Annotated in this window: 6 protein-coding genes and 1 pseudogene; 2 read left to right on the plus strand and 5 right to left on the minus strand. The window is 63.3% G+C overall.

Annotated features, from left to right (window positions below; all coding sequences use genetic code 11):
• Positions 1–68 precede the first annotated feature (68 nt).
• The 4 genes from A5707_RS01075 to A5707_RS01090 are packed head-to-tail and all read right to left on the minus strand — an operon-like array spanning position 69 to position 4,534.
• Positions 69–1,028 carry an SDR family NAD(P)-dependent oxidoreductase gene (locus tag A5707_RS01075; protein WP_232000587.1) on the minus strand — a complete coding sequence of 320 codons (960 nt, stop codon included), beginning with the start codon at positions 1,026–1,028 and terminating at the stop codon, positions 69–71.
• 12 nt (positions 1,029–1,040) lie between these two features.
• Complete coding sequence (locus tag A5707_RS01080) at positions 1,041–2,489, minus strand: aldehyde dehydrogenase family protein (protein ID WP_156657419.1); 1,449 nt, start codon at positions 2,487–2,489, stop codon at positions 1,041–1,043.
• Positions 2,490–2,517: 28 nt separating this feature from the next.
• Positions 2,518–3,411, minus strand: coding sequence for an SDR family oxidoreductase (locus tag A5707_RS01085; RefSeq protein WP_197495206.1), 894 nt, complete (start codon positions 3,409–3,411; stop codon positions 2,518–2,520).
• Complete coding sequence (locus tag A5707_RS01090; RefSeq protein ID WP_065012688.1) at positions 3,404–4,534, minus strand: spirocyclase AveC family protein; 1,131 nt, start codon at positions 4,532–4,534, stop codon at positions 3,404–3,406. The genes A5707_RS01085 and A5707_RS01090 overlap by 8 nt, the downstream gene beginning before the upstream one ends.
• A 407-nt stretch (positions 4,535–4,941) precedes the next feature.
• Here A5707_RS01090 and A5707_RS01095 point away from each other — a divergent pair, with 407 nt between their 5' ends.
• Positions 4,942–6,249, plus strand: coding sequence for a TetR/AcrR family transcriptional regulator (locus tag A5707_RS01095; RefSeq protein ID WP_082969173.1), 1,308 nt, complete (start codon positions 4,942–4,944; stop codon positions 6,247–6,249).
• Between the two features lie 97 nt (positions 6,250–6,346).
• Positions 6,347–7,189 carry an SDR family oxidoreductase gene (locus tag A5707_RS01100; RefSeq protein WP_065012689.1) on the plus strand — a complete coding sequence of 281 codons (843 nt, stop codon included), beginning with the start codon at positions 6,347–6,349 and terminating at the stop codon, positions 7,187–7,189.
• Here A5707_RS01100 and A5707_RS01105 read toward each other — a convergent pair.
• Positions 7,186–7,968, minus strand: a pseudogene (locus tag A5707_RS01105) (dihydrodipicolinate reductase); the annotation flags it as partial. The gene A5707_RS01100 and the pseudogene A5707_RS01105 overlap by 4 nt on opposite strands.
• Positions 7,969–8,102 lie beyond the last annotated feature (134 nt).

Raw genomic sequence — 8,102 nt, forward strand, 5'->3', positions numbered from 1 at the left:
CCCACAGTCGCACTCTATGCTGGAACAAATATTAGGTCAAACGGTGCTAGCAGGCGTTCGCCGGTTCGCTACTGCACCACCGTCGTGGTTTCAGATACCCGCGCGTCAGCGAGATCCATGATGGCGTCCAGGTTGTATGCGATATCCTCGGCCGTCAGCGGCGATTTGGTCAGCCCCTGCGTGTGCACGACGGCGATGCGAGCGACCGAGCCCATGCCTGCCTGCAGAATCTCGCCGTTGAGGGGGCACGATTCGTGCGCCAAGAAGGCAGCCGCCGGGGCGCACATTTCCGGCGGCATGCTGGCGTTGATTTCTTCCATGACCTCTTTGGGCATGTCCAGAACGGCCGACAACCGCTCCGAGTGTGAGGCCGACATCCGGGTAAAGGCCCGCGGCGCAACGGCATTGACCCGGATTCCATGGGCAAGAGCCTCGGTGGCCAGATTGCGGGTGAGGCCGAAGACCGCTCCCTTTGCCGCGCCGTAACTGGTCAGCTCGGGAATGCCGCCCAGCATGGCCTCGGAGACGGTGTTGACGATGCGGCCGTATCCCGCCCGGATGAAGTGCGGCCATGCGGCCCGACTGACGAACAGGGTGCCGAAATAGTGCACGTCGAGCATGGCACGGTGTTGCTCGATGGAGAGTGCGTCGAAGGCGCCGGGGTCATGGATGCCCGCATTGTTGATAACCGCATCGAGGCGTCCAAATGTGTCGATCGCGGTATCGATGATGCGTTGTGCGCCGCGCTCCTCGGCCACCGATGCATGGCATGCCACCGCCCGTCCACCGCGGTCGTTGATCTCGACCACGACGTCCTCAGCCGGCGCCGGCGACGCCCCGCCGCCGCCAATGCCGACACCGTAATCGGCGACCACGACACAAGCACCCTTCGCGGCCAGCAGTAATGCGTGGCTTCGCCCTATCCCGCGGCCGGCTCCGGTCACGACAACCACACGGTCGTCAAAGCGCAACTCCGTCAGCACATCACCAACGGCATCGACGTCGTCGAGATCGTCAAACCGCTGCACTGGTGCCCTCCTTCAGCCCGCGGGATACCCCACCGACTTGACTTCGGTGTACTGGTCGAATCCGGCTATACCGTTCTGACGGCCCACCCCGCTGTACTTATATCCGCCGAACGGGGTATCGGCCCCGTAGGGGGCGCCACCGTTGACGCCCATGAAGCCGGCCCGGATCCTCCGGGCTACCGCCAGCGAATGCTCCAGCGAGCCCGACATCACGTTGCCCGCCAATCCGTACGCGCTGTCGTTGGCGATGCGGATCGCGTCCTCCTCGTCGTCGAACGGGATGACCGCCAGCACCGGACCGAAAATTTCCTCTTGGGCGATCGTCATCGAGTTGTCCACGTCAGTGAAAAGGGTTGGCCGAACAAAGAATCCTTTGTCAAATCCAGTGGGTGCATCTGGCCCGCCGACCAGTGCGGTGGCGCCCTCTTCGACGCCCTTCTTGATGTAGCCCATCACCCGGTCGCGCTGCACTTCCGAGATCACCGGACCGCACAGGGTGCCGGGATCCTGCGGGTCGCCGCACGTGACGTTCTCGTAGATGCCCTTCAGGATCGCCACCCCCTCGTCGTAGCGAGAGCGCGGCAGCAGCATCCGGGTCGGGTTCGCACAGCCCTGCCCCGCGTGCATACACGGCGCGATGCCGATCGCGCATGCCATGCCGAAGTCGGCGTCCTCCAAGACGATGGTGGCCGACTTGCCGCCAAGCTCGAGGAACAGCCGCTTCATCGTGGCGGCGCCCTTCTCCATGATCCGCTTGCCGACCACCGTCGAGCCGGTGAACGAGATCAGGTCGACCTTGGGCGACAGGGTGAGCTCTTCGCCCACAAAGTGATCCGATGCAGTGACGACGTTGACCACACCGGCGGGGATATCGGTCTTTTCGGCGATCAGCCGGCCCAACCGGGTCGCGTTGAACGGCGTGTTCGGCGCCGGCTTGAGTACCACGGTGTTACCGGTAGCCAGCGCCTGGCCAAGCTTGTTGATCGTGACCTCAAAGGGGAAGTTCCACGGCACAATTGCGCCGACCACGCCGACCGGCTCCCGCCATACCTTGCGCGTCGTCAACGTGCCGGTGAGGCTGATCGTCTTGTCGCCGAGGTCGGTTTCCCACGGATACTCGTCGATCAGCTTCGCGGGATAGCGCAGCCCGTCTTCCAGCGGGGCGTCCAGCTGCGGACCGAAGGTTATTGCCCGCGGCGAACCGACCTCGAGAATGAGCTCCTCGCGCAACTCTTCCCGCTCGGCGTCGATCGCGTCGTGCAGCTGCAACAGGCAACGCTGGCGCAACTTGTGGTCGGTGGACCAATCGGTTTCGTCGAACGCCCGCCGGGCGGCGTCGATGGCCCGGTGCATATCTTCCTTCGACGCGTCGGCAACCTCGCCGATGACCTCTTCGGTCGCGGGGTTGATATTGGCGAACGTGCCCGCGCTACCCTCGACCAGCTTGCCGTCAATCATCATCTTCGATTCGAAACGAATCGCGGGGGTGTCAGCCATTTTTCTCCGTCTCCTGGGTTGTCAGGGCGCCGAACCGGGGTTGTCCCATCATCAAACGGGTCATGTGATGAAGTCCAGCGGCAGGTAATAGTCGGTTGGCGAGTAACAGCATCCGTGCATCAGGCCCCACCGAGCGCCGGACGAACGGCGCGCGCGCTTCGAGAGCCTTGGCCAGCCCTGCCGCGAAGCGCTCCGGCGGTCGCGCTGCGAGCTTCATCGCTAATCGGCCCCGCCGGTCGATGGCGGCGTGTTGACGCGCATAGGGCCCTTCGAGATCACGGCAATCCGTCGTGCCGGCGTCGGTGATGATCTCAGTGTCGTAGGTCCCGGTGACCAGGATTGTCACGCCCAGCCCGAATGGCGCGATCTCACCGGAAAGCGATTCACCCCACCGCTCCATGGCTCCCTTGGCTGCGGAATATGCCGCCGTCGACGGCATGCCGCGCACACCGCTCTGGCTGGAAACCATGATTATTCGCCCTCGGCCGGCGGCCCGCATTGCCGGCAGCAGCGCGTTCGTCAAAGCCACCGGTCCAAAGATGGAGGTCTGAAACATCCGCTCCCACAGGGTACTCGGCGTTTCTTCAGCCATCCCGGCGGCAGAGATCCCGGCATTGTGCACCACCGCGTAGGGCGCGCCAACGGCTCCTTCGATCATCTTGGCGGCGGCTGCAACCGATGCGGAGTCGGTCAGGTCCAGCGGGATTCCGATCAACCGCGCGTCGTCGTCGCGCCCACCGGTGGCTTCACACAGCCGCGACAATCCCGGCTCCGGGTTGCGCATTGCGGCCACGACGCGCCATCCTCGCCGATACAGATGGACCGCGGAGGCAAACCCGAGTCCGCGCGACGCACCGGTGATGACGACGCTGCGTGACTCAACCATTGCCCGGCCCGCACCGTCCGTCATCGGCCGGTGGTTCGACGTCCGGCCGCCCGTTCGGCTGGCCGCTCAGCCAGGTCGACCAGATGCCCACCGAATACGGGCCAGGCTGGCCCTCCTTTTCGTAAAAGCCCTGGGGGTCATAGATTTTGGCTTCCGGGTACGGCCACGGGCAGGCGACCGTCCGTGACAGGTGAGTCATTTTGACCAGGGCAAACGTGCCGCCATAGCAGAAGTAGCCGAGGTTGATCAGGACCAGCATCACCACGAACATGCCGAGGGTTGGACGGCTGGCGAAGATTTTCGCCCGCTGCGCCAGTTTCTCGGCCACAGTGCGGCCGGTGTCGTCGCGGTACAGCAGTACCCCGGCCGGCACCATCACGAAGTTGACCGCCAGTATCTCGAAGATGAACGGGAACTGGTGCGTCTGACCGACGAAGATCGACCCGAACGGGACCTGGGAATAGATGTACATCCCGGTTTGAACCAGCGTGATCTCCAGTGCCGCATCCAAGAGCATGCCGAACGGGAGGATGCAGATCGACAGGCTGATCAGCGGGTGGCGCCACACGAAGGAGTCGGCAGGCCGACGCGCCTGGATCCGGCGCAGCAACCAGATGCCCGGGAAATAGGGAGCCAGGTAGAACATGATGTAGCCGAGGACCACAAACGGCTCGACTGTTGGCGAGAGCGATACCAGGGGCCAGTCTTCGGGCAGGTGATGTAGCTCCGGGTTGTAGACCGCGAACGGCGCCCAGTTCATGATCGGGTCCTGCCAGACGATCAACGTCGTGACGATTCCCATCAACAACACCGGGTGATACGGGTGCCGACGCCACACCACCACGTAGGTAACCGTGATGAGGACCATCACGACGATCGTGAAGGCTTCCAGGACGCCGAGCCAATGCTCGAACCCGAACAAGACCGGCACCGGCCGCGGCGGCGGCGACGCGGTGACCTCGGGGTTGCGGACCCGGTCGGACGTCAGGCCGGTGCGGGCATTGGCGAGGAAGAAGACGAGCACGCCGACCGCGGCGGCTACCCATGCCCAGATCCACGGCGATCCTTTTCGCTGTGCGGGGGGTGGCGTTCCCGTGGTCGGCGTTGTTTTTTCTGCGGTCATCGGTTATTCCTCTCCGAAACGGTCCACGAGATGGGAGTCGGCACACCTCACCAACCGCTTGCTGCGCGACCTAAAATTTGTTCAGACCCTAACGTGCCCTCTGCTCATCGTCAATCGTCGTGGCGGACTAAGGGCGATCTCGCCTAGTTTTGTTGCGCTGCAACGAGCTAGTGGCGGCTACACCCGATCAGGCCGCTCGTCGCCACCCCCGGACGAGGCTTTCTTCCGCCGGCCTACCGCCGCATTCAGGAGTTTCACACTGCCCGACGATGGGGCTACCGTCTGGTAGCGTTTTACCAAATATTCGGTCGCCGGCTTGCCCCAACGGCGCCGGACGACCACTGACGACTGCCGGCAAACCCGGGATAGGAGCGCAGACCCGTGGAGGTGTCATGGTGGGTGCGCCCATGACACCGAAGCTGCGCCAAACCCAGCCGGGAGCTTCCAGCGAGGCCACCGGTGGCGCCTACGACGACGGGACGCGCCGCACCGAGATCCTGCAGACCGCGGAGTCGTTGATCGCCTCCTCCGGCCTGCGCACCTCGCTGCAAGAGATCGCCGATGCTGCCGGCATTCTCCCGGGTAGCTTGTACCACCATTTCGAATCCAAGGAAGCGATTCTCGTCGAGCTTGTCCGGCGGTATTACGCCGATCTGGAACGCATCGGCGAAATCGCCCACGAAAAATTGGACGAGCGCTCACAGCCGGCCGCTGCGGCGATCGTCGACCTGGGATCGGCCATCGCGCGATGCGCCGTGGCGCATCGTGCCGCGCTGCAGATGTCGTTTTACGAGGCGCCGAGCGCGAATACGGAGCTGGTCGAATTGCTCCAACATCCGCCCGACGCGGTCCAACAGGCGATGCTGCAAACACTGCGTGCAGGCAGGTGGAGCGGTTACCTCCGGGCAGATATCGATCTACCTACGCTGGCGGACCGGATCTGTCAGTCCATGATGCACGTCGGCCTCGATGTCATCCGGCATACCGCCGCGGCCGATCAGGCCGCTGCACTGTTGTGCCGGATCATGTTGGAGGGGCTGGCCAGTCGACCGCACAGCGACGAGGAACTGGACCGCTCTCGCGCCTTCGTCGCTGCCGAGGCCGCAATCAAGACGTGGGCTGACGACCCTGATTCTAGGATCAACGATAAAGCAGCGCATGTCCGCGCGGTGGCTCGGGCCGAGTTCGGCCGCAAGGGATATGAGGTCACCACCATCCGGGATATTGCCTCGGCGGCAGGACTGGGGACCGGCACGGTGTATCGGCTGATCGGCTCAAAAGATGAACTCCTCGGGTCGATCATGGAGTCGTTCGGCAAGAAAGCCGGGGGCGGCTTTGCCACCGTTCTTCGAGCGGACGCCACACCCACGGAGAAGTTGGATGCCCTGACCTGGATCAACATCAACGCCTTGGACCAGTTTCCCGACGAGTGGAAGATCCAGCTGGCATGGATGCGGCAGTCCCCACCCGATACGCCCAACCCCGGGTTGTTGTTCACCATGCGGATGCGGCAACTGAAATCACTGCTTTCCGAGGGAATCCGGTCAGGAGACATCCGGATCGACACGCCCTCCATCGAGATGCTGGCGCGGTGTGTGATGGACGTCCTGTGGATGCCGGAAAACATTGTGCGCGCCCAGGGGACGGGTGCGGCGCTGATCAACGCCCGCGACACGGTGGTGCGCGGCGCCGCCGACCGCGCCTCGGGTAACTGACGTCATCCAGCGGCCAGCGAACACCCTCAGCTATTGAAACCAAATATATGTTCCTCGTAGAGTGCTTGCAGGTTCCGGTTCCACCAGAAGGAGAACAATGTCCGGTATCGAACAGTTCCGGTACGACGGCAAGCGGGTACTCGTCGTCGGCGGCGCCACCGGCATGGGCGCTGCGGCGGCCCAGACCGCGGCGGCGCTCGGCGCCGAAGTAGTAGTCATGGACTGCGTGCCGGTGACTTACGAGGCGGCGCAAACAGTAGCGGTAGACCTGACGGACCGGGCCTCGATTGACCGTGCACTCGATGAGATGAGCGCACCGGTCGATGCGATCTTTTCAGCCGCTGGTATTGCTGATGGTCCAAAACTGATGCGGGTCAACTTTATTGGGCATCGTCATCTGATTCAGCGGCTGTTGGACGGTGACCGGTTACGCCGGGGCTCCGCGATCTGTTTCATCTCCTCGGTAGCCGGTATGGGCTGGGAGAACGACTTGCCGCTCCTTCAGGAGTTCTTGGCAACACCTGATTACGAGACCGCCGACGCGTGGGCTTCGGCGCACGAGGCCGAAGGCATCATCCACTACGGCTTCAGCAAAAAAGCCATTAACGCCTACGTGGCAACCCAGGCCTACTCGCTGTTGAAGAAGGGCGTGCGCATCAACGCCATCTGTCCCGGTCCGACGGATACGCCACTGGCTCGTGCTAACGCCGATCTGTGGCTGACGTTCGCCCAGGATTACCGGGATGAAACCGGTTGCCAAGTCCACACGCCCGATCAGATGGCCAATGCGATGGCTTTTCTCAATAGCGACGCGGCCTGCGGGATTAGCGGCATAACTCTTCTCGTCGACAATGGACACGTGATGTCGTCGCTGACCGGCGCATTTCCGCCGGGCAAGCCCATCATGGACCTGATTATGGGCCGGGTGACGCTCGCTTAGAGGGCGTGGCGCGGCAGGGTGATCGGCAGATCGAGCGAACTCAGCAGTCCCGCCGGTGCATCCACGACGTAGGGGATGGCATTGACGACCCGCATTGCGGTGGCGGCCATCGCGCCGCGGCCGGCGCCGTGTCCTTCCGCCTCGCCGAGCGTCATCGAGCAGTGGATGTCAGGGTCACCCTCGATGTCGACGCGGTAGGTGGCGTCGCAGTCGGAGCTCAACCAATCCGGCGCCACATCGCGGGCCATCCGGATGATGTGCTTGACCACGATCGCCTCGCGACCATCAACGACACCAGCGGCACGGGTGCTCACGGCGCCGCATGTTCCGGCTGCAATCGTTCCGAAAGCGACGTCGATGTCGCGATCGGTCAGCCGCCGGTCGAGCGTGCCGTGAATCTCTTGCACTTCGACTCCCAAGCCCTCTGCTATTAGGTGAATTGGTGCATTCCAAGCCATCTCGATGAAACCCGGATTGCTCAGCATCGGCTCGAAGTCGAGTGGACGGCCGAATCCCATCCCGTCCATCATGACGCTGGCCACTGGGTAGTGGTCGTTGAGCGCAACCTCGGTAACCGTCAGCGTACGAATCGCTTTCGACTGTGTCGCCAGCACGAGCGCGAGTTGATCCGAGCCGAATCCGGGAAAGATGCCTGACCCGTAGAACGAGACATTTCCCGATTTGGCAGCCGATTCGAGCTGATCTCGCCACTCAGCCTGGAAGTAAGCAGGCGGATAGATCAGGCTGGTGGACGTCGTGGACACCGCCAGCGGCCCCGAGCGCGACGCCGGCGCGGTTCCCGATTACCTCAGATTGCTCGAGGCCGGAATCAACGTGGTGTCCACGACGTCCACCAGCCTGATCTATCCGCCTGCTTACTTCCAGGCTGAGTGGCGAGATCAGCTCGAATCGG

The organism is Mycobacterium kyorinense (assembly GCF_001672775.1).
Classification (GTDB): domain Bacteria; phylum Actinomycetota; class Actinomycetes; order Mycobacteriales; family Mycobacteriaceae; genus Mycobacterium; species Mycobacterium kyorinense_A.

Excerpts from the sequence above, each read along its gene's own strand:
- A5707_RS01080 (WP_156657419.1), bottom strand. The coding sequence starts at position 2,489 with ATGATGATTGACGGCAAGCTGGTCGAGGGTAGCGCGGGCACGTTCGCC.
- A5707_RS01085 (WP_197495206.1), bottom strand. The coding sequence starts at position 3,411 with ATGGTTGAGTCACGCAGCGTCGTCATCACCGGTGCGTCGCGCGGACTC.
- A5707_RS01090 (WP_065012688.1), bottom strand. The coding sequence starts at position 4,534 with ATGACCGCAGAAAAAACAACGCCGACCACGGGAACGCCACCCCCCGCA.
- A5707_RS01095 (WP_082969173.1), top strand. The coding sequence starts at position 4,942 with ATGACACCGAAGCTGCGCCAAACCCAGCCGGGAGCTTCCAGCGAGGCC.
- A5707_RS01100 (WP_065012689.1), top strand. The coding sequence starts at position 6,347 with ATGTCCGGTATCGAACAGTTCCGGTACGACGGCAAGCGGGTACTCGTC.